This is a genomic window from Trinickia soli (assembly GCF_002879855.1).
Classification (GTDB): domain Bacteria; phylum Pseudomonadota; class Gammaproteobacteria; order Burkholderiales; family Burkholderiaceae; genus Trinickia; species Trinickia soli.
In genome coordinates this window covers 59,008-78,151 of record NZ_PNYB01000007.1, presented here as the reverse complement: position 1 = coordinate 78,151, position 19,144 = coordinate 59,008, and the positions used below count along the sequence as shown (strand labels likewise).

The 19,144-nt window shown below is 61.0% G+C and carries 17 protein-coding genes; 12 read left to right on the top strand and 5 right to left on the bottom strand.

Annotation, left to right across the window (positions count from 1 at the left end):
- Window positions 1-91: 91 nt before the first annotated feature.
- The 4 genes from glmU to C0Z19_RS10095 form a co-directional block, all read right to left on the bottom strand.
- On the bottom strand, window positions 92-1,453 hold the full coding sequence (glmU, locus tag C0Z19_RS10110) for a bifunctional UDP-N-acetylglucosamine diphosphorylase/glucosamine-1-phosphate N-acetyltransferase GlmU (protein ID WP_102609689.1): 1,362 nt from the start codon (window positions 1,451-1,453) through the stop codon (window positions 92-94).
- Between the two features lie 134 nt (window positions 1,454-1,587).
- Window positions 1,588-2,628, bottom strand: coding sequence for a tRNA 2-thiocytidine(32) synthetase TtcA (gene ttcA / locus C0Z19_RS10105; protein WP_102609688.1), 1,041 nt, complete (start codon window positions 2,626-2,628; stop codon window positions 1,588-1,590).
- A complete protein-coding gene (locus tag C0Z19_RS10100; protein ID WP_102609687.1) occupies window positions 2,628-3,026 on the bottom strand; it encodes a dihydroneopterin aldolase in 399 nt (132 codons plus the stop codon). Before C0Z19_RS10100 ends, ttcA begins: the two co-directional genes overlap by 1 nt.
- A 67-nt stretch (window positions 3,027-3,093) precedes the next feature.
- A complete protein-coding gene (locus tag C0Z19_RS10095; protein WP_102609686.1) occupies window positions 3,094-3,927 on the bottom strand; it encodes an SDR family oxidoreductase in 834 nt (277 codons plus the stop codon).
- Between the two features lie 348 nt (window positions 3,928-4,275).
- On the opposite strand from C0Z19_RS10095, the gene C0Z19_RS10090 reads away from it, so the two are divergent.
- The 10 genes from C0Z19_RS10090 to C0Z19_RS10045 all read left to right on the top strand — a co-directional run bounded on the left by C0Z19_RS10090 (window position 4,276) and on the right by C0Z19_RS10045 (window position 15,595).
- Window positions 4,276-5,259, top strand: coding sequence for a tyrosine-type recombinase/integrase (locus C0Z19_RS10090; protein ID WP_233196080.1), 984 nt, complete (start codon window positions 4,276-4,278; stop codon window positions 5,257-5,259).
- A gap of 17 nt (window positions 5,260-5,276) precedes the next feature.
- Complete coding sequence (locus C0Z19_RS10085; protein ID WP_146012035.1) at window positions 5,277-6,761, top strand: hypothetical protein; 1,485 nt, start codon at window positions 5,277-5,279, stop codon at window positions 6,759-6,761.
- 259 nt (window positions 6,762-7,020) lie between these two features.
- Window positions 7,021-7,839, top strand: a complete 819-nt coding sequence (locus C0Z19_RS10080) for a hypothetical protein (protein ID WP_146012034.1) — start codon at window positions 7,021-7,023, stop codon at window positions 7,837-7,839.
- An 18-nt stretch (window positions 7,840-7,857) separates the two neighbouring features.
- A complete protein-coding gene (locus tag C0Z19_RS10075; RefSeq protein WP_102609682.1) occupies window positions 7,858-8,871 on the top strand; it encodes an ATP-binding protein in 1,014 nt (337 codons plus the stop codon).
- A 721-nt stretch (window positions 8,872-9,592) separates the two neighbouring features.
- Window positions 9,593-10,774 (top strand): hypothetical protein, encoded by a 1,182-nt coding sequence (locus C0Z19_RS10070; protein ID WP_146012033.1) that lies wholly within the window; start codon window positions 9,593-9,595, stop codon window positions 10,772-10,774.
- Between the two features lie 139 nt (window positions 10,775-10,913).
- Window positions 10,914-11,837: a hypothetical protein gene (locus C0Z19_RS10065; RefSeq protein ID WP_199180770.1), complete on the top strand. Its 924-nt coding sequence runs from the start codon at window positions 10,914-10,916 to the stop codon at window positions 11,835-11,837.
- Window positions 11,838-12,057: 220 nt separating this feature from the next.
- Window positions 12,058-12,792, top strand: coding sequence for an LEM-3-like GIY-YIG domain-containing protein (locus C0Z19_RS10060; protein WP_102609679.1), 735 nt, complete (start codon window positions 12,058-12,060; stop codon window positions 12,790-12,792).
- Window positions 12,793-12,905: 113 nt separating this feature from the next.
- On the top strand, window positions 12,906-13,508 hold the full coding sequence (locus C0Z19_RS10055; RefSeq protein ID WP_233196079.1) for a GIY-YIG nuclease family protein: 603 nt from the start codon (window positions 12,906-12,908) through the stop codon (window positions 13,506-13,508).
- Window positions 13,509-13,661: 153 nt separating this feature from the next.
- Window positions 13,662-14,720, top strand: coding sequence for a hypothetical protein (locus C0Z19_RS10050; protein ID WP_102609677.1), 1,059 nt, complete (start codon window positions 13,662-13,664; stop codon window positions 14,718-14,720).
- A complete protein-coding gene (locus tag C0Z19_RS10045) occupies window positions 14,699-15,595 on the top strand; it encodes a GIY-YIG nuclease family protein (RefSeq protein WP_102609676.1) in 897 nt (298 codons plus the stop codon). Before C0Z19_RS10050 ends, C0Z19_RS10045 begins: the two co-directional genes overlap by 22 nt.
- Before the next feature lie 484 nt (window positions 15,596-16,079).
- On the opposite strand, the gene C0Z19_RS10040 is transcribed toward C0Z19_RS10045, so the two are convergent.
- On the bottom strand, window positions 16,080-16,292 hold the full coding sequence (locus tag C0Z19_RS10040; RefSeq protein WP_102609675.1) for a hypothetical protein: 213 nt from the start codon (window positions 16,290-16,292) through the stop codon (window positions 16,080-16,082).
- Between the two features lie 389 nt (window positions 16,293-16,681).
- Between C0Z19_RS10040 and C0Z19_RS10035 the strand changes: the two genes are divergently transcribed.
- The gene (locus C0Z19_RS10035; RefSeq protein WP_102609674.1) at window positions 16,682-18,127 is read left to right on the top strand and encodes a hypothetical protein; all 1,446 of its coding nucleotides are present in this window, start codon (window positions 16,682-16,684) and stop codon (window positions 18,125-18,127) included.
- 369 nt (window positions 18,128-18,496) lie between these two features.
- Entirely contained in the window at window positions 18,497-19,039 is a 543-nt protein-coding gene (locus C0Z19_RS27940; protein ID WP_146012032.1) for a hypothetical protein, read from the top strand.
- Window positions 19,040-19,144: the final 105 nt, after the last annotated feature.

Below are 19,144 nucleotides of genomic sequence, written 5' to 3'. Positions count from 1 at the left end.
GCTTCAGTGATGCTTCATTCTTCGATCTTGCGACGCCCTCGCGCCCGCGTCTGTGCGTGAGCGCATGCGTCGTCAAAGCCACGCGCACAACTCAGCTCTTTTTCTTGACGGGACGGATGTAGCCGTCACGCGCCACCTGCGTTTTTTCGTTGAGCACGAGCGCGCCTTCGGGCACGTCCTTCCACACCGTCGTGCCGGCCGCGATCGTGACGCCGCGGCCCACATGCACAGGCGCGACGAGCTGCGTGTCGGAGCCGACGAAGACGTCGTCGTCGATCACCGTCCGATGCTTGTTCGCGCCGTCGTAATTGCACGTGATCGTGCCCGCGCCGACGTTCACGCGCGCGCCGATGTCGGCGTCGCCGATGTACGTCAGATGGTTCGCCTTCGAACCGTGACCCAGGGTCGCATTCTTCACTTCGACAAAATTGCCGACGTGCGCTTCGTCGCCGAGCACCGCACCCGGTCGCAACCGCGCATACGGTCCCAGCACGACACGTGCGCCGACCTGCGCGCCCTCGATGTGCGTGAACGGTTCGACACGCGTGCCCGCGCCGATGGTCGCGTCGCGCAATACGCAATTCGCCCCGATCGCGACGCCGTCCGCCAGCGTCACGCTGCCTTCGAACACGCAATTGACGTCGATCGACACATCGCGGCCGCAGCTCAGTTCGCCGCGCACATCGAGGCGCGCCGGGTCGATGATCGTCACGCCGCCCGCGAGCAGCGTATCGGCGATGTTGCGTTGATGAATACGTTCGAGCTCGGCCAACTGCGCCTTGCTGTTCACGCCGAGCGTTTCCCACACTTCGTCGGGCTGCGTCGTGACGACATCGAAACCCGCTTCGATCGCATGTTCGACGACGTCGGTCAGGTAATACTCACCCTGCGCGTTATCGTTCTTCAGTGCGCCGAGCCACATGGCAAGCTGCGCCGTGGGCGTGACGACGATACCGGTGTTGATTTCGGCAATGCGCAGTTGTTCGGGCGTCGCGTCCTTCTGCTCGACGATGCGCGTGACATAGCCCGCCGTGTCGCGCACGATGCGGCCATAGCCGGTCGGGTCGTCGAGCGTCACGGTCAGAATGCCGTAGCGACCGTCGACGGCCGCATCGGCCAAACGCCTGAGCGTCGACGCCCTCGTGAGCGGGACGTCGCCGTAGAGCACGAGCGTGGGTTGCGCGGGGTCCAGCAGCGGCAACGCCTGCTGCACGGCGTGTCCCGTGCCGAGCTGCTCGGCCTGCAACGCAAACGCGACGTCGGGCGCGGCCACGGCTTGCTGCACCGCTTGCGCGCCGTGTCCGACAACCACGACGATGCGCGCCGGATCGAGCTCGCGCGCCGTCTCGATCACGTGAGCGAGAAGCGGCCGGCCAGCCAGCGGATGAAGCACCTTCGGCAGCGCGGAGCGCATGCGCTTGCCGGTGCCTGCAGCCAAAATGACGATGTTCATGGCATCGGCGAAAGAATGAGGTACAAAGTGCGCGATTTTAGCATGCGGCAGGCCCTGCAAAGCCCTACCCACCTATGCCCCGCCGCCACGCGCCATAGGTGACCGCCCGCCTACCGGCGGCCCCGCTGACCCGGTCAGAGATCGTCGAACCGGGCGAACGAGATCGCCTGCCCGCCGCCCGCTTCGTCGCCCGCGCCGCTCGTGCCGGAACTCGTGCTGCACGGTTCGTCGTCGAAGGCGATATCGCCAAGCGGGTCGGCCTGTCCCGTCGCACGCAACCCCGCGAACGGAAACAACGCCGCATCCATCAAATGTGACGGGACGACGTTCGACAGCGCATTGAACATGTTCTCGACACGCCCCGGAAAGCGCTTGTCCCAGTCGCGAATCAGGGCCTTCATTTCCGCACGTTTGAGGTTGGGCTGACTACCACAGAGATTGCACGGGATGATGGGGAACGCACGCAATTGCGCGTATTTCTCGAGATCGACTTCCTTCACGTAGGCAAGGGGTCTGATCACGATATTTTTGCCGTCGTCGGACTGCAGCTTCGGCGGCATGCCCTTGAGCTTGCCGCCGTAGAACAGATTGAGCAGCATCGTCTGCAGGATGTCGTCGCGATGGTGTCCGAGCGCGATCTTCGTCGCGCCCAGCTCGCCGGCCACGCGATAGAGAATGCCGCGCCGTAGCCGCGAGCACAGCGAGCACGTCGTCTTGCCTTCGGGCACGAGACGTTTGACGATACTGTACGTGTCCTGGTTTTCGATGTGAAACGGCACGCCGACGCTCGTGAGGTAGTCGGGCAAAACGTGCTCGGGAAAGCCGGGCTGCTTCTGATCCAGATTGACGGCCACGATGTCGAAATCGATCGGCGCGCGCTCTCGCAGCCGCATGAGGATGTCGAGCATCGCATAGCTGTCTTTGCCGCCCGACATGCAGACCATCACCTTGTCGCCGTGCTCGATCATGTTGAAATCGCCGATCGCCTGGCCGACGAGCCGCGCAAGCCGCTTGAACAGCTTGTTGTTCTCGTACGCTTCCTTTTGCTCGCGGCGCGTCAACGCTTGTCGTTCGCCCGCTTCGGCGCGCGCCGCGCCAGAGGCTTGCGGCGCACCCCCGGCTGGGTCTGTTTCGGCGGCCGCGGCTTCGGTCGCGATCCTCTCGGGCGCGTTCATCAGCTTTCCTCTTTGATGCGAAATACCTCGACGCCGACGGCGTCGCAATCGGGATACACGTCGGGCTTTTCCGTCGATACGGACACGGCCCGCACGCGCGGATGCGCGAGCATCGTCCCCGCGATGTCGTCGCACAGCGTCTCTTGCAGATGAATGTGACCCTGCCCGACCCGGCGCGCGATGGTGGCGCGCATGAAATCGTAATCGACGACTTCATGCAGCTTGTCTTCGACGGGCGTCGTTTGCGCGAGCGGCACGAACAGCTCGACATTGATCACGACGCGCTGCTCGCCGCGCTTTTCGAAATCATGCACGCCAATATTGATGTAGACCTCGTAGTTGCGCAGGAACAGCCTGCGACAATCGGCGAGTCGGGGGTGCAAGAGAGCGGCAACCATATTCGTTCCAATCAACAAGATCCGCGCGCGAAGCGCGAGGGCCCGGCGCGGCCGGGGCCGATGCGCGTCACCGCGTCAAAAACATGACGTCGCGCGGCAGCGGCACGAGGTGCTGGCCGCCGTCGACGATCAAAGTGGTGCCCGTCACGCCGTGCGCCTGCGCCAGATAACAGGCGGCGGCGACGATGTCTTCGGGCTTCGACGCCCGACCGAGCGGCGTCACGCGATGCGCTTGCGCAAACTCCTCCGGCGTCTGATCGGCCGATTGCAGCGTCAGGCCCGGCGCGATACCGACGACGCGCACTTTCGGGGCCAACGCCTGCGCGAGCGTGATCGTCGCCGTTTGCAGCGCTGCCTTCGATAACGTGTACGACAAATAGTCGGGGTTCAGGTTGTACAGCTTCTGATCGAGCACGTTGATGACCACGCCACGCAGCGTTTCATCTTCGCGCGCGGCCTCGGGCGTGGCGTCGAACAGCGTGCGCGCCAACACGAGCGGTGCCCCGACGTTGACGGCCATGTGGGCGATCAACGTCTCATAGTTCACATCGCGCGCCGTGTCTTCGACGAAGCGCGAGGCATTGTTGACGATGCAGCCGGGCCGTCCCAGCGCGGCCGTGCAAGCGGCCACGAGGCCCGCGACTTCGCGCTCGACGGCCAGATCCGCCGCCAGCGCGACCGCGCGCCGGCCCAGCGCCCGGATTTGCGCGACGACCGCCTCGGCCTCTTGCGCGGACGCGCCGTAATGGACGGCGACATCCCAGCCCTGGGCGGCGAAGCCGAGCGCCAGCGCACGGCCGATACGCCGCGCCGCGCCCGTCACCAGCACGACGCGCGAGGGCGCGGGTGCCGATGTCGGCGTACCGCCGGCGTCAGGGCGAGGGTCAGGGGAGGCGCTCATTTACAATGAAGTCCACTGCGCACAGCAAAATCCATAAAAATCAGCATTTTAACCGAATCTTCGAGCGCCTTTTTGGCGGTTTGGCACACGCATGGCACAACTGGTATAAAGAGCCACGACAACCAGCGATAACCGATCCCGCTCGCCGCATGGCTCATAACCCGACGACGGCGAGGTAAGAACAATATGGCAACGATCCGTGAACGCAAGGATGCACAGGGGAACAAGTCGTACCATGTGCAGATTCGGCTGAAAGGCTTCCCTCCGCAGACTCGAACCTTCGACAGTAAGACCCTCGCCAAACAATGGGCCGCACAGGTGGAAGCCGATTTGCGCGCGGGACGCTACATGCAGCGCGTCGAAGCCGAGCGCCATACCGTGCGCGAGATGATCGACAGGTATCGCAAGGAGATCCTGCTTACCCGCAAGCCGCAACGCGAGGCGGATCAAGGCCGGGTTCTCGACTGGTGGTCATCACGGCTCGGCGCCTACAGCCTTGCCGAGCTAACGCCCGCGTTAATCGGCACCTGCCGCGACGAGTTCGCCAGCATCCCGACTCCCAACGGTGGGCCGCGCGCCGCCGCCACTGTCGTTCGCTCCCTCGCGACATTTTCGCACGTGCTGAGCGTAGCTGTGAAGGAATGGCAATGGCTCGAGACATCGCCGATGTCCAGGGTCGCCAAGCCACGCGTCAATAACGAACGCGTGCGGCATTTGAGCGACGACGAGCGCGACCGACTACTCGCTGCGGCGGCCCGATCCACCAACCGCTATCTCTACGTCATCGTCGTCACCGCGATCTCGACCGGCATGCGGCGCGGCGAAATCCTCGGTTTGCGCTGGCGCGACATCTCGCTACCAAAACAGGAGGGTAGCTACGGGCTGATCCTGCTTAACCGCACCAAGAACGGTGAGCGGCGCGGCGTGCCACTGACCGGCGTGGCGCTGCAGGAAATCGAACGGTTGAACGCCATACATGCGGATAAGCGCACGGGCCGCCCCGAACCGGATGCATTGCTCTTTCCGAGCGACAGAGTGCCTGACCAGCCGATAAACATCCATCCTGCTTGGGACATTGCACGGCGGCATGCAGGCATTGAAGACTTTCGATTTCACGACCTGAGGCATACGACGGCCAGCTACCTCGCGATGGGCGGTGCTACCGCGCCGGAAATCGCGGAAATCCTCGGTCACAGAACACTGAACATGGTGAAGCGATACGCCCACTTCGGCAAGGATCACATTGCCGGCGTACTCACACGCGTGAACGCCGCCCGCCTCGGCGGCGCGGACAGTTCGAAGGACGATCAATCGACGCCTGACCCGACGTAACATTCCGAACATCTGCGATGACCAGTCAGACCAGTCCCCTTCTTAGCCTTCCACTCGCTCAAGGCAAATACCCGTTTGCTCTTGATGGAACACAACTGGAGATGACCGGGGACGAATGGGCCTGGAAATTCCTTCGTCTCAACCCCGGCTACCGCCGCGACTACGAACTTCTTCAAAATCAACCGGCGCTGCTGACGAACCCCGGAAAACGCCATTTCTATCAATGGCGGGACAGCGAATGGTTTGAGAAGGCCAAAGAATTTGATGTCCGGTATTTCAGCCTGAACGGCAAGGTCCTAGGGCCTCGATGCGAGTGGCCGCATGTTGCTCCTCTCACTCTCAGAAAGTTTCTCGAAGCCAATCCCGATACAGACCAAAGCGGGCTTCGCGTGCGGGATTTCGACAGCACCCGTCTCTATGGCATCGGCGATTGGTTTGACCCATCCGAGCCGGACCTTCCCAAGCTGGGCAAGGAGCAGTCATGGTTCTTCCTGCTGACTGAGCCGATTTTCGCGGTTGGCAAACCATTTTTCGCGGGACGTGAGAGCGTGTGGAAAGTCAGCCCGCGCGGTAACCGGATTTCTGTTGGATACACGGGCCAAGCAAAGCTCATCGAATCTCCCGTCGTGTATGGGCAGATCGAAAGCTACAATGATCGGGGCGAGCGGGCAATCAGTTTCGGCCGAATCGACAATCTTCCGAAGCGGCGCGTGCTTGAAGTACGTGACAACGGCGGTAAGCTCGTTCGCAGCATCGACGCACCGACTATCACGCCGTTCCAATTGACCGGATTTGCACGCGAATCCGAGATGGCGTTCGCGGTCAGCCTCGATGGCCACATCAAGCCACAGCTACGCGCGAATCAGGAGGCTGCACGGCACTTTCAGGAATTAATGTGTCGCGCGTCCTCGCTGCATGTTGAGAACTATGCTCCCACCGATCCCGAACCGCAGGTGCTACCATTCCAGCCGAATCGAGCCGTAGCAATTCCGTTTGGCGTAATACGGACGGCGCTCTCCGATCTGGCTCGTGAACCAGCGAGCGCGTGGCAGAACTGGCACGTTGTATTGATCGACGTCGCCTATTCTCTGCCCCAACAGTTAAAGGCAGTCGAGAAGCAGCTACAGTTCCTGCAGCAGCGGCTTAGATCGTCGAAACGACTCGCGAATCCGATACGGCAAAGAGCCGGTACAACGAATCGCCAAGAGTTCTGGTTAAAGCGCGCGCTCTGCATGCTTGAGTTGCAACTTGGACTCCCCAAACGCGCCAATTCGCCAACAGGTGCGGACCGCATTGCGAACGCAATCTATGATCAGACGGATCCGTATCACAAAGCCATTTGGGGGGAGAGCGGATGGAAGCAGTGCCCTAACCGGCCCGCGCCAGAGTCCGAAAAATTCAAGGATGCACTGCGAACCGGTATCGACCTTGTCATGCACCAGTACACATTCTTGATCGGCGCAGCACCAACCGATCTTGTTGCCGACGCCGAATTGGCCTGATTTCGCGGCATCTGCCGATCGACAGTTCTGATCGCTGCGATCGGCCAGCAATCCCGCGACGAGATCATCCTCGTCAACCCCCTCCCCATACGAGCCGCTTGCTCCGATGCAGTAAGTAAGCCGTCTGCATTGCCCACCTCAAGCTATCGGTCTGTCGGCGACTACTGGGCTCGTCGGTATCGCTTCACGGCCCGCGCGCAGCGCCCACGACCGGATTCCCCTTATTTCCCCTGGAATCATCGCCAAGCGCAACGGAATCATGAAATCAGACATCCCTTTGATTTCACGCGATTTATTTGAGTGCATCTCTACAAACCTCCCGCAGCAGTCCGCTTTCATCGTTGCTCCTTATTTGCCGTGGTTTGCCCTCATCAGTTGCGATCGAATACCGATCGGCGCTCGACATCAACCGCCATTTTCAACATCGCCAGGAGCATCGATGAACATGCAACATCCCGCACACTCGCTTTCGAAGAACGCCCCGCACGCCGACTGTTCGCCAGGGACGGCCGTGCCGGTTGGTTCGCGTCATGCCGCTCCATATCCCGGCACCCAAGACGATGGACTCGACCCGACACCGACGCGGACCAAGCGGCAGCCCGTAAGGCATTGGGTCGGCCCGACTTGGAATGTGATGACCGGAGAGATGATCCATCCCGGCCAGCCCCGTCCGCGCGCTCTCGCCTCGGAAGGCGGTGACAGACAGGCCGAAGCCGGCAAACCTGTGGTCGATCACCCAGCCCCGGCTCCGGCGACCTGCCCCTCGGACGCGTCGGCGGCAGAAACCCCGCCCCGCGAGAAGAAACCGCGCAAGCGCCGCTATAGCACGCCGAAGGCCGAGACGGCACCGACGCCGCTCGAAGACCGCCGCTGGCTCACGATCAAGCAAACCGCGCAACGCTATCCGTATTCGGAGGGCGCAGTACGACATCTTGTCTTTCAGGCTGAGCAGTATGCGAAACATCCCAAAAACGGGCTGAAATCCAATGGTTTTCTAAACTGCATTGTTCGCCCCGAGGGTGCGCGCCGCGTACTTATCGATGCAGAGAAGTTTGAACTCTGGCTGCAAGGTCAATAGCTCGTTCGATTTAGGTGGATGCAAGCAAACATCCGGCCCATCAATCATCTCTGGACACATGACGATATGACGCTAAGACCCAGAAAACAGCCGCCACCGCCGAGCCAGATGTGCATCACGCTCGGCCAGTTCCTGGAAAAAACTCTACCGCAATCGACCTCGTTACTCGGGGACCTCATTCTCGCCGGCTCTGTCGGAATGCTCGTCGCTCCGCGCGGCTGCGGCAAGTCATTGCTGGCGATGACGATTGGCTATGCAATAGCCGGAGCCAAACTTCTCGAGCCCTGGGGTATCGGTAGCGGAGCCGAAGTGTGCCTGATCGACGGCGAAATGCGAGAACAGGGATTGCAAACGCGTTTTCGGCTATTGAACGCAAAGAACACGAAGCCCAATTCGGTTATGCGGGCGGGGCAAAACTTCCACATCATCAGCCGGGATGCGGCGGGAGACCCTATTGGTTCGATTGATACGCTGGAGGGACAGGAAGCTTTCGATGAGATCATTCCGTATTCCGCGAAGCTGATCATTATTGACAACCTGTCCGCACTGACCACCAGCGGACGGGAAGACGCCGCGTCCTTTGCGCTCATCAAGCAGTGGATCATCAGGAAGCGTCTGAGTGGCGTCGCAGTGCTGCTCGTACATCACACCGGGAAGTCGGGCGCGCAGCGCGGAACCAGCGTTCATGAAGACCTCCTCGACTACTCGATTCAGTTGTCGCCGCGCGAGGAACCCGGCAAGACGGCTTTCACGCTCCGACATACGAAGCTGCGTGATCACCTTCCCGAATTGAAGGGGGATTTTGACGGTGCATTCTGGACGGCAGATGACATGCTGCATTTCAGGATTGAAGCCGCTGAAAAATCAGTCCGCCCAGAAGACGAAAAGATCTTGGCACTACGTCAGCAAGGCTTGACGCAACAGAAGATCGCCGACGCGGTTGGCCTTAGCAAGAGCATGGTTCAGCGACGACTGAAGGACATCACGGCAATGCCGCGTCCCGACCAAGACGGCGCTGAAACGGAAGACTGATATCAGACGACGATTCATCGGTTCACGCGCAATGGCACTGAACCGGTGAACCGTATCTGCGGCACTCTCTTGGACGATTAAGCCCGTAGACGCATCTATGCAGCCCGCCGCAGCCTCAACGAGTATCAGACCGCTGATTGCGACCGGATTCCGGCGGCGATTCACTGATTCACGGCCATAGCGCATGAACCGCTGAACCGCCTGTCGGAGCGGCCTGGTTCGGCCTGCGGCTGACCAACGCGAGCACATTCTGCGCGAAGATGATCGTGCGCGCGTGCATTCCACCTATCCGGGGCGTTCCGCAATGCGGCGACGTCCAACTGCTATCACAGACGATGTAATGAGCATAATCGCCAGCGCGCCGGAAGCGCGAATTTGCGCACTATATAAGCCACACACTTTCGCGCTCACCGTTGCATACTGCTCGCTCACTACTTGACCAGCCACGTGTAGGCCGTCACTCGTTGCTCGCCGCATGCTCACCGTTGGACCCGTCACGCATTGTGTCTCCAGACGTTGCGCGTTCATGGTCCGTGCTCCATGTTCGGCCGTCATGTGCCACACGCCGCGGCCACGGCAGGCAACGTCGGCCATCGGTGGGTCGCGATCATCGCGCTGTATCAGCGAGCCGATCCGCCTCCACGGCATGGCCAGGCTGCAATCTCAGCGCCGTAGGTGGCATCGGTAAAGGGCTAGCTCTAACCACTTCATGGAGCTACTCATGACCGACACTATCCGTACAACCATCGACCTCGGTAAGATGTCGCCGCTGGCTCGGCAGAGCATCCCGGCGAAGCTTTGCACCACGCGCACGCCACTTGGGAACGTCGTCGAGCACTACGCCAAGCCCAATCGCGAAAAGAGCCCGATGAGCGGCACGGGAATGCAGTGGGTCGCGCGCTGCGAGGCTGACCCGCGCTGCCCAGAGCTTGGACCGCTGCCCGCGCGGATCGATATGGACGTCAGCGTCCCCAACGCCGTCGTCGGGCAAAACGTCCAGCACGGAACGAGTGTGCACGCTGCCGGACATTCAGCCCTCGAATTGCTGCGGATCATGCTGGCGTCCCACGGTGTGCCCCGGCACGAACTCGACCTGCTCGGCGTCGATGATGTCTCGCTGCGTGGGGTCACTGTAGCGTTTCTGATGATATGCGCCGATAGTGCCGAGGCCGAACGATTCATCGACATGATCTGCGTCACCGGCCGGGTGCTGGTTCGCGGCTACGAGCGCAAGGAGTCGACCAACGTGACGGTCACGCTACCGGATCGCGAGTACACCGTGCAGGCGTACATCAAGACGTTGCTCGAACATTGTAAGTGGGCTGCGGGAGCCCCCGTCGATGACCTGCTCGCCCCAATGCCCTGCATCGTGCGCGTCGAGTCGCGGCTTGGGGAGCGCTTCTTGAAGGCCCGCAAGTTGACGGCGCTGGCTGACTGGAAGGATGCCTACGCCGACGGAGTATACGAATCGCTGTTCAACGAGACCGTGCGTGACGTTCTGCGTCTGGAGGAGGGTCTACGCAACCGCGTGCCACGCGAGGAAGTCTACTGGCGGTTGAGCCCGATTGAGGAGGGCGTGCTTCGCTGGTACGTCGGTGGGCACGATCCGCGTGCGTATCCAAACATCGCAGGCAGCAAGGCCCCGGCCAAGCGTTTTTCCGCTGTCGCATGTGCGATCCTGAAAAAGGCACAGGTCGACATCAACATCCCTTGGATGCAGCATTCTCAGTTGCACTGCAGGGACCTAGCCGACATCCTGCGCTACCCCGGCGATTACCGCCCCTCTGCGACGGACGCGCCGTGGTGCTTTTGCGAGGAGAACTGGCCGTCGACCAGGAAGGAGATGCGTCGTAAGTACGACGAGGTGGCGGCGAGCGATCTGATGCGCCGCACGGCACGCTGAATCGGCGCTTTCGGGATACAGACAACAACGGCCGCATTTGCGGCCGTTGGCCACAAGAACATTTGTGCGACTGCTTCGCGGTGTACGTGGCAGATCGACCGGCAGTGATCGGCATCGCGTCATCGCTCCGGGGGCAAACATGGCTGATGCGCATTGCGGCGTGAATACCCGCAATCACCAGAGTTCGCGGCCAGTTGCGGTCCGCAGCGCCGCATGCAGCGAATCGGCCAAGTATCACATAAAATCCAGCTTTCATCCCTCAATCATCATTTCTGACCACACCATGCTATCCGTTCTCCAAAAGTGCGAGCAGGCTGACCTCGAACAAATAAGCAAGATTCTTGAAAGCTATGCGGCTTTCACCGACGATAAGAAACGAAAGGATTTATTGGCGCAGAGCAGTACCAGCACAGCGGCCCGGAAAGAGCTTCTGTCGCTCCTAGACAAACAGATTCGCTACTACGGCTCGTCGGACGTTGCCTATGTCGCTCGGCAACTGTTCGGTAAAGAACCTGGGGTCCCGTCCGAAGAACTAATTAAAGATGTTTGCGACAAGGTCAAAGTGAAAATTAAGATGGGGGGAAGCGTTGAAACGCTCCTTGAAAGACTTGTCCTTTCTACCGTTGAAAAAGAACTCGCAACGAAATCTCCCAAGGACTTGGCCGCATATTTCGATACGCAAGGAATCAGCGAAAAAGAAAAAGAAAAAGAAGCGATACTGAGGAAGATCGAAACCGAGGGTAAACTTGCTGCTTTACCTGCGCTCTATGCGGTGCTAGGCGAGAAAGTAGCGATGGGAATTATTCAAAGCATTGCCATCTCTGTTCTCGCTGCCGTCATTGGCAAAGAGGCTGCATCTGCCCTGGTCAAACAACTGGTATCGAAGTTGCCGGGGCAAGCACTGGGACCAATAATTTGGGCTGCGTCTGCTGTATGGTTAGCGTTCGATTTGCAGTCGGCAGCATTTCGCAAGACCATCCCCATATGCCTGTATCTCGGCATCGTATCGTTACGTGACGGAGCAGAGGATCTCCGTCAACAGAACAACGACAGTGATTCTTAAATGGTTAGCCTACGACCGTAATCGGTCACCGGAGAGGCTCTGCCGCGTCTGTTGTTCATCGGCCTGACCAAAGGCGAGCGGATAACTGGCCGCTTACTTGCCGCGCCCGCGCGGCAAGTAATTGTAGGTCGCCTTTGGTTGCTGCGCCGTCTCGAATATTTATCGAACCCATCCAGCACGAGTATAGTCGAAAGATCGATGACCCGTGGAGACCTATTAAATGTCGAGAATCAAGACCTTTCCCCAGTCCGTCGCTGAAGCTATCCAATTCTACGTGTACCGTCTCATCGACCCGCGTAACGGCGAAACCTTCTACGTCGGGAAGGGAAGGGACAACCGCGTTTTTCAGCATATCCGGGCTGAGAAGGCGATCGAGGATGACGCGGTCGCAAATAAGGTCAAACGGATCCGCGAGATCAAACTAGCTGGTTTTGATGTTGGGCACGTCATCCATCGGCACGGGATGGATGAGAAGACCGCGCTGGAGGTCGAAGCTGCGCTGCTCGATGCCTATCCGGGGCTTACCAACGTGGCAGGAGGCGTTGGAAGCTCGGCAACGGGCGTAATGCACGCCGATGAAATTCTGGTCCGCTACCTGGCGGAAGCGGCAAGCATCAAGCATCGCCTTCTGCTCATCAACGTCAATAAGACGGCAATAAGGGAGGACCTCTATACAGCTGTGAGCTTCGCCTGGAAAGTCGACCCAAAGAGGGCACATCGCGCTGAGTACGTGCTCGCGTGCCGGCAGGGACTGATTGTCGGTGCGTTCGTCGCCGTCGAGTGGCTTCAGGCGATCTCCAAGAACTTTCCCACACGCGATGAAGAGCCCGACCGATATGGGTTCCGCGGCAGCCCGGCACCGATCGAAATCGAAGAGCTGTACGTCGGCAAACGTGTGCCGGACGAGTACCGAAAACGTGGCGCAGCTAACCCGATCCGCTACACGTACAGGTAAAGAATGGCGTGGGTAGTGCGATGCCCGGGGCAGGCCGTGGCGTCTGGTGCGCCGCTATTTCGGCTGGCTGTTGGTTTGCACCGGATCCTGACCCACGCCCCTGCAGCGATCCTGTGGTATACGCACCGCTTTCGGTGCGCACCAAAAATCTGCCCGGGATCCCCGGTTATGATCAGCGCCTCCACCACCCGCTGATTACCTCGATGCCGATCGACAACTGTACCCACACATTCGACGAACTTGCCGCCACCGTCCTGCCTGCTCACCTGGAAAGGTTGAAGACTGCGCAGCTAACGCCGATGCCGGCCACCACCTTCGTGGGATTCAAGAGCGCCCGGCGCGAGCTGTTGACCAAACTCGGGCACAGCACCGACTTTCCCGGCTGCTATGTGTTCATCGACGTCGACCGCCCGGTGTACGTCGGGATTTCTCGTGGAGTGGTCAAACGCCTGGTGCAGCACCTGAACTTCGAATCGCACTTCACGGCGAGCCTGGTCTACAAGATGGCCAGCGAAGACTTCCCTCATGAAATGAAGCGCGATCAGGCCATGAAGGACGATCAGTTCCGCGAGGTCTTCCTGACCGCCCAGGGCCGTTTGCGTGAGATGTCGGTCGCGTTCGTCCAGATCGACAACGACCTCGAGTTGTACCTGTTCGAGGTGATGGCGTCGATGTACTTCGACACCGATACCTGGAACACCTTCCGCACCCACTGATCGGGTTGACCCATCGGGCCCTGCGCTGCCCACGCTGATGACTCGCCGGTATCTGCGCATCAAGGCATTCGCCACCCTGTGCTGCCAGTCCGGTGCACCGGCGCTGTCGCTATACTGTCGCCACAACATGCGAGAAACAGACGGGGGCCGGGGATGAAGGACCAACATCGTGAACGCCATGGCGGACGCCTGTCGACGTGGCTGACGGTGATCGTGGGGAGCACTCTGCTCCTTGTCGGGTGCGGTGACCGCTCCGTGTCCGGGTCGTACGTGTCCCACGCCGGCAACCAGGCGGACCTCCTCCAAATCACCGAAACCCCCGACCACCACTTCACTGGCACGATCCGCCACACCGGGCTGAACAACGACGGCACCCTGTCGTCGAGCAGCACCAACGTGTCCGGCTCGGTCGACCGGAACAGCATCACGCTGACGGTTCTGGCGACACCCCTGCCCATCGGGCAGAACTTCAGCGGGTCCGTGACGGGCGACGGGATCGACCTCACGGTGGCCAACGGCGCCCAGACCGGTGTCGAGCACTTCACCAAGGGCCAACCCTCCGACTTTGACGCGGTGGTCGTCCAGCTCAACCAGGCAGGCCAGCCGATCATCGCCGCGCGCCAACGGGGCCAACGCGTCGATCAGCTCAACCGCCAAGTCAAGGCCCTCACCGACAGCATCAATAGCTTCGTCGCGAGCGCGCACGGGCATCTCGGACGCCTGCCCCGGGCCCAGATCTACTACGAGCACGCCGTGACGGTTGAGCAGGCGAAGCTCGATCGCGCCCAGCGCCTCGAAGCTACCGGCAACGGTGTCGCGCAGGGCCAAGCCGGGGTGATCGTCGGTCAGATGGGCGTCGACAAGTCCCAGATCTCGATCGTGGACGACAACCTCGACCGCGCCCAGAACGAGGAGACCTCAGTGGAAAACGTCCTCAACGCCCGCATCGCCCAGTGGCGTGGCACCTGCCTGGACGGAAGCACCGTCAAGGTGGGCGACGTGATCCCCGACATGGGACCGTGCAAAACGCTGTCGCTCGCCGTCGCCGCGTACAACGCCGTACTACCTCCACTGCACACAGCTTTCGCGTCAGCGGTCCAGGCCCGTTCGCACGGTCACGCTCAGCTCGCCACGATCTGGCAAGCGGCCGACCGCGTGCACTGCTCACCATGCCGATCGCAGGGATCTCCGTGGAAGGTTTCGTCTACGTGATGTCGAACAAGGCGATGCCAGGTTTGGTGAAGGTCGGCTTCACCACCGGCACGCCCGAAGAACGAGCCGCCCAGCTCAACGGGACCCATTCGCCCCACCCCGTGGTCGTCGAATACTCGACGCGGGTGCCGGACGCGCGCGCCGTCGAACGGGAAGCCCACCTGCGCCTGCGCAAGCGCCGCGAGGGCAAGGAGTGGTTTCGATGCTCGCGGGAGGTGGCGATCAGCGCGGTCAAACGCGCCGCCGGCGACCTCGCCCGCGATGAGTTCTCCCGTGTCGAGCAGGAGCGCCAGCACGCAGCCCACCAGGAGCAAGCGCGCCAGCAGCGGGACGTGGAACGCCAGGTCCGCGCCGAAGAGCAGCGCAAGATCGGATTGCGGATGGAGGTGGAGCAGCGCTACGGACCACGCCTGGCGAAATGCTTCCCGTCCTTCGGCAAGGTCTACGGCTGGTCCTGCGTCGCGTCCTGGTTTGGGATCGCGTGCTTCCCGAACGCCACGTTTTTCGGCGGCCTGGTCGGCGGTGCCCTCCTGGGTTTCCTCGTCGCCATCGTGGCCCAAGGCGTCCTGGACGGTCGCGCTGCCAAATCGTCGGCCTATCTCTCAGCTTCCGCCAATCGTCAGCGGGAGCTGGACGCGATCGACCGCTCCACCCCGCCCGGGGCATCTTCCGCGCACCCAGCCACGACGTCGCGACCTTCCGCCGACACTCCGGGCGCCGCAATCCCTGCCTCGATCTCGTCCCGATCGAATTCAACCGACGGCAAGGTGATCGTCGCGTGCACGTCATGCCGGCAGAAAATCCGACTACCCGCCGGGAAACTGGTCGACGCCACCTGCCCGTCCTGCCAGACCACCTTTCGCGTTGACACCTGACGGGCGAGTACAGCGAAAAGCACGAGCGCGATCCTGAGGACCTTTTTTGAACAAAATGTCGCCTAAAGTGCAGCTAGCCCCGGTTGCTTCGAGAGTAGCCGTTGCATTTGGCTAAACGCCAGCGCCACGGATGCAATTCAGGCAAATGATGTATCGAAAACTGTAGCGTAATCCGATAAAGCCGTAGCGAAATGATGGCTTAGCCAAACGCAACGGCTACGCTCAGCGCTAGTCGGCCAGTTCCAGACGCTCATCGTCGCGCGAGCAGAGACATTCGAACGGCCGACCGCCGCCGAGACCGGCCGTTCCCCGACGTCATCTACCTGTCAGAGTACCCTTGTCCCTGCATGTCGTGAGGCAACTTGTTCCATGACATAAGTTTGACGAGTACGTGACCTTGCGCGTGTGGGAAGCGTCGTGGCGCTCTCCTTGCCGCGGGTCGCGGTTCGGCGCCATCGAACACCGAACTGCAACCGGATTTGATTCATGAGGCCCTGCGCAAATGCGGTTTGCGCTCCCCCTCGATCAGCGCGTCGAAGACGTTGCGCTGAATCGCGTTGCCGTAATCCTGCATATATTTGTCGAAACCACCGGCTCGACTCGTCGCGTGTAAGATAGCCGATGTCCCGCGCAGTACGTTGCCATTGCGCTCGTTCACGACAACAAGGCTGCACGGATTTTTGCGTTTAGAAGCCATTTTCGTTCTCCGTCGGGCGAAATGCCCAAGTCGCAGTATCTAGTATTTTTTCGCTGGCCGGGCAGGTACGCGAAAGGAAAACTCCAATTAGAAAAGATTGCCCGGGTCGTTTACACGGCCCCAGAATAAATTTTCGGGTCGTTTACGCACGCTCGGAATGATCTTGCTCGCGCGCCCCATGTCCCTATCCAAAGCGACGAGCCGCACAGCATCGAACCGGCTAATGCCATCGAACCTTGTCCGACCGCTTGACCAACCGATCGCCAGGGGGCCCACACGCGCCGCGCCAGCTTGCTATGCTTAGAGCTTGTTACAAACGCCCAACCGCTCTGGACGGGCGACGGGCGACACGCCGAGAGATCTAAAAGATGAAGTGAAGGAGCAGCGCGATGAATCCCCACACGCTTGCCGCCGCATTCGCCACGATTGCTGCGGCCGCCAGCGCCGGCGCATTCATCCGAGGCGGCTGGAAGGCTTCGGCCCGACGGCGCGCCCTGCGCAAGGCGGACGCGAAGGCGGCGGAGTCGTCGCCTCCTGCGCGGCCAGCTACGACGCCGTCGGCGGTGCCCAGGGTCCCGTCACATGAAGAACAGGCGATCGCCGAACTCGTGCAAGTCGAGCCGGTGTTCGCCTTCGATGCGACACTCGCGGTCGAGGTGCCGCTCAACGCCGAGCTCTCGCGCTCGCTCGGTATGCTATCGTCGATTGTTGGCCGTGCCAACGGCACCGTCCCCGCCGCCATCACATGCGCGGGCGGTCAGCTCTACGAGCTGTGCTTCACGCCTGAGATCACGCGCCAGCTGTCCGACGGCACACTAGTCCTGCAAAAGGCCATCGGCGAAGGTTACCGCTCGGGGGCCGTCGGCCCCAATGGACGCTACGTCGCCCAGGGTCGTCTGGTCAAAGCGGGCGAAGGGAGCCGGAAGCTCGCGACCGTCGCGGCCGCGTCGTTTCAGGTCATCTCGTTCGTCGTCGGCCAAGAGCACCTCGCGCAGATCAATGCGAAACTCGAAAAGATCGCGAGCTCGATCGAGAATCTGCGTCGCGAGCGGCAGATCGAACGCGAGGCCGAGATTCTCGCTTTCTCCAAAGGTCTGCACGAAGATGTCGAGCTGCTGCTTCGCGGCGAGCTTGACGAAGCAGGCCAGGCCAAAGTGATCGACCGCCTTCGGGAGACCGATCAACTCTTCGACAAAATCGAACACCTGGTCGACACGTCGCTCGACCGGCTCGCCGGAGACTTGCGCGACACATCGCTGCGCAAAGGCATGTTTCAGAGACTCGGCCAAACGTCGGCGAACCTTATCGGAAAGTTCGACGAACTGGCGACCTGGCGTCGGCTCGACGTGCTCGCGACGAACTTGCTGGCGTATGCCGCCCAAGTCAGCCTCGCCCTCCCGCTGCGCGATCCCTATTCCGTCACTCGCATGGAGCGGCTGCAACGGCGACTCAACCGCCCCAACATCGATTTTCGGGCCTTCGCTGCGCGGCGAATCGAGCTGGACTTGAAGAGCGTCCTCTCTTTGCCGGCGCAACGGCGCGATCGACAGATCGACGCGTGGGTGCGCGTTCGCGAGATCGAGAATCAGTTTGAGGTCGCTCGCGATCGGCTCATTGAGCGGCACGCGGAGATCGAAGGGGCGCTTTTGCGCAAAGCCGCACAGGTGGAAGAAGGGTTGCGTCTCGTGGTGGAGATGGGCGACGACGGCGCGGTGCGCCGCGTCTTTCGCGCTCAGCCGCGTCCGGCCACCCTCCTCGAAGCCCATTTGCCCGATGAAGCGCCCAGAGTGTCGGGCAACGCGGGCAACGCCGCCCGAGGCGCGGCCGGCGAATAGGCCGCACCAGCCCGGATCGCCTCAACGCGAGAAGTTCGTCACCATCGAGGATGGGCTCTGCCTCACGTGCGTGGGTTTGCGCCGAATGTCCGGCAAGGCGGCCGCAGCGAGGTGAGGTTCTTCTCGTTCGCAGCCAACACTTGCTCGGCGTGTCGCCGAGAAAATCGAACTTGCTCAATGGAGCATGATATGCTGGCGTAGCGCTCAGTCGTGAGGGCCGGAAAACCGAAGGGGCGCGCAATCTGCCCGTTCAATAAGGTATATAAAGCAGCTTCGTGCGGGAATCCGGGGGCGAAAACCGAGATCTCGGATAATCAAGCACCGCGGCAAGCAAACTATGAAATCGAGCAAACCGCTACGGCCATTAGCATGAATGACCTAGAACAGCTACGCTCCCTCGTCGAGGAACAGGGAAAGATCATTGGAGCGCTGCGTGAACGCACCGACGAACTCACTAGGAGGCATGTCGTCTACAATGCCCTCGTAACATGCCTTCTTCTAAGTAGCCCGCACCCTGAACGCCTACAGCGCGATCTGGGCGTCGCCATAGACGAGTCCCGCCGAGCCGCCGGCCGAATGAGCGACGCCGAGCTGCTTGCATTTGACGAGATGGCGCAACCATTCGTCGAGACCGCCGAAGAGGCAAAAAAGGGGTTGAGCGCTTTCGCCGCGGTCAGCGCGGCTGTGGAAGCGATGTTCATCTTCGCCGACGCCGTCTGTTACGTTTTGCCCGAAGCGCGCCGAAACGCCCTTCTCGGACAGCTTGCAGAGAACGCAGACGCTCGCTTCGATGGGTCGCCGGACCCATCGATGAGATACACGGCATCGATGCTCGCTGCGATGCGCGAATTCATAAATGGGAGCGTCGAGAACGCTGCCAAGATACTTGAAACGCAGCAACCGCTAGGATGAGCGACGATAATCCTGTCACTATGTCCTCATTGAGAGGTAGTCTAGGCTTTGGTTCTAAACGGAACGGCAATAGTGAAACAGTTGCCACGGTCAAAAAATATGGAC

Excerpts from the sequence above, each read along its gene's own strand:
- C0Z19_RS10095 (WP_102609686.1), bottom strand. The coding sequence starts at position 3,927 with ATGAGCGCCTCCCCTGACCCTCGCCCTGACGCCGGCGGTACGCCGACA.
- C0Z19_RS10040 (WP_102609675.1), bottom strand. The coding sequence starts at position 16,292 with ATGGCTTCTAAACGCAAAAATCCGTGCAGCCTTGTTGTCGTGAACGAG.
- C0Z19_RS10065 (WP_199180770.1), top strand. The coding sequence starts at position 10,914 with ATGGCTGATGCGCATTGCGGCGTGAATACCCGCAATCACCAGAGTTCG.
- ttcA (WP_102609688.1), bottom strand. The coding sequence starts at position 2,628 with ATGAACGCGCCCGAGAGGATCGCGACCGAAGCCGCGGCCGCCGAAACA.
- C0Z19_RS10090 (WP_233196080.1), top strand. The coding sequence starts at position 4,276 with ATGCAGCGCGTCGAAGCCGAGCGCCATACCGTGCGCGAGATGATCGAC.
- C0Z19_RS10085 (WP_146012035.1), top strand. The coding sequence starts at position 5,277 with ATGACCAGTCAGACCAGTCCCCTTCTTAGCCTTCCACTCGCTCAAGGC.
- C0Z19_RS10060 (WP_102609679.1), top strand. The coding sequence starts at position 12,058 with ATGTCGAGAATCAAGACCTTTCCCCAGTCCGTCGCTGAAGCTATCCAA.
- C0Z19_RS10050 (WP_102609677.1), top strand. The coding sequence starts at position 13,662 with ATGAAGGACCAACATCGTGAACGCCATGGCGGACGCCTGTCGACGTGG.
- C0Z19_RS10080 (WP_146012034.1), top strand. The coding sequence starts at position 7,021 with ATGAAATCAGACATCCCTTTGATTTCACGCGATTTATTTGAGTGCATC.
- C0Z19_RS27940 (WP_146012032.1), top strand. The coding sequence starts at position 18,497 with ATGAATGACCTAGAACAGCTACGCTCCCTCGTCGAGGAACAGGGAAAG.
- C0Z19_RS10035 (WP_102609674.1), top strand. The coding sequence starts at position 16,682 with ATGAATCCCCACACGCTTGCCGCCGCATTCGCCACGATTGCTGCGGCC.
- glmU (WP_102609689.1), bottom strand. The coding sequence starts at position 1,453 with ATGAACATCGTCATTTTGGCTGCAGGCACCGGCAAGCGCATGCGCTCC.
- C0Z19_RS10100 (WP_102609687.1), bottom strand. The coding sequence starts at position 3,026 with ATGGTTGCCGCTCTCTTGCACCCCCGACTCGCCGATTGTCGCAGGCTG.
- C0Z19_RS10075 (WP_102609682.1), top strand. The coding sequence starts at position 7,858 with ATGCAAGCAAACATCCGGCCCATCAATCATCTCTGGACACATGACGAT.
- C0Z19_RS10070 (WP_146012033.1), top strand. The coding sequence starts at position 9,593 with ATGACCGACACTATCCGTACAACCATCGACCTCGGTAAGATGTCGCCG.